The sequence below is a fragment of the Micromonospora sp. NPDC023966 genome (assembly GCF_040639095.1).
In the GTDB taxonomy this organism is placed as follows: Bacteria; Actinomycetota; Actinomycetes; order Mycobacteriales; family Micromonosporaceae; genus Micromonospora.
In genome coordinates this window covers 1-1345 of the sequence record NZ_JBEZZJ010000088.1, presented here as the reverse complement: position 1 = coordinate 1345, position 1345 = coordinate 1, and the positions used below count along the sequence as shown (strand labels likewise).

General features: G+C 69.1%; 2 protein-coding genes. Both read right to left on the bottom strand.

What is annotated here, in order from left to right:
* On the bottom strand, nt 1-689 hold a 689-nt coding region (locus AB0F68_RS35225; protein ID WP_357346222.1), incomplete at its 3' end, for a dipeptide/oligopeptide/nickel ABC transporter ATP-binding protein.
* A partial coding sequence (locus tag AB0F68_RS35220) for an ABC transporter ATP-binding protein (protein WP_357346220.1) occupies nt 686-1345 on the bottom strand: 660 nt, incomplete at its 5' end. The genes AB0F68_RS35225 and AB0F68_RS35220, both read right to left, overlap by 4 nt.

Here is a 1345-nt window from a genome sequence, read left to right as displayed (position 1 = left end):
ATGACGGCGACGCGGTGGCAGAAGTGCCGGACGACGGCGAGGTCGTGGGCGATGAAGACGAAGGCCAGGTCGAGGTCGCGTTGCAGGTCGCGCAGGAGGTTGATGACCTGGGCCTGGATGGAGACGTCCAGGGCGGAGACGGGTTCGTCGGCGACGATGAGCTTGGGCCGCAGGGCCAGGGCGCGGGCGATGCCGATGCGTTGGCGTTGCCCGCCGGAGAACTCGTGCGGGTAGCGGTTGTAGTGCTCGGGGTTCAACCCGACCAGTTCCAGGAGTTCCTGGACCCGTTTCTTGATCCCGCCGGGCGGGTTGATCCGGTTGACCTGTAGGGGCATGGCCACGATCCGGCCGACGGTGTGCCGGGGGTTCAGCGAGGCGTAGGGGTCCTGGAAGATGATCTGCAGGTCCTGCCGCAGCGGCCGCAACTGCGCCCGGCGGGCGTGGGTGATGTCCCGCCCGGCGAACTCGATGGTGCCGGAGGTCGGTTCCAGCAGCCGCACCAGCATCCGCCCGGTCGTGGTCTTCCCACACCCGGACTCACCGACCAGACCCAGGGTCTCCCCCGGCCGCACATCGAAGTCCAGACCGTCGACCGCCCGCACGGCGCCCTTGGCGCGGAAGCCCTCCCGCACCGGGAAGTGCTTGGTCAGCCCCCGCACGCGCAGCAGCGGCTCGGTCTCGGTGCTCATCGGGCCACTCCCACCTGGGCGATGTCCTGCTGGTAGAGCCGGGTGCGCTCCTCGGCCGGCAGGTGGCAGGCCACCAGGTGCCCGGCCTCCCCGGCCGCCCGCAGCGCGGGCACCTCGGTGCGGGAACGGTCGCCGTTGCGGCCGGCATAGCGGCAGCGGGGGTGGAACGCGCACCCCGACGGCAGATTGATCAACGACGGTGGGTTGCCCTTGATCGGCACCAGATCCGCGTCCGCGTCACCGTGCAACGACGGCACACTCGACAACAACCCCCACGTGTACGGATGCTGCGGCCGCCGCAACACCTGCTCCACACTCCCGTGCTCGACCGCCCGACCCCCATACATCACCAGCACGTCATCAGCCACCTGGCTGACCACACCCAGGTCATGAGTGATCAGGATGATCGCCGACCGGAACTCCGCCTGAAGATCACTGAGCAGGTCCAGGATCTGCGCCTGCACCGTCACGTCCAGGGCGGTGGTCGGCTCGTCGGCGATCAACAGATCCGGGTCGTTGACCAGGGCCATCGCGATCATCGCCCGCTGCCGCATACCCCCGGAGAACTCGTGCGGATACTGATCGAACCGCTTCCCCGGCTGCGGAATCCCCACCCGACCCAGCATGTCCACCGCCCGGGTGCGGGCCTCCCGCTT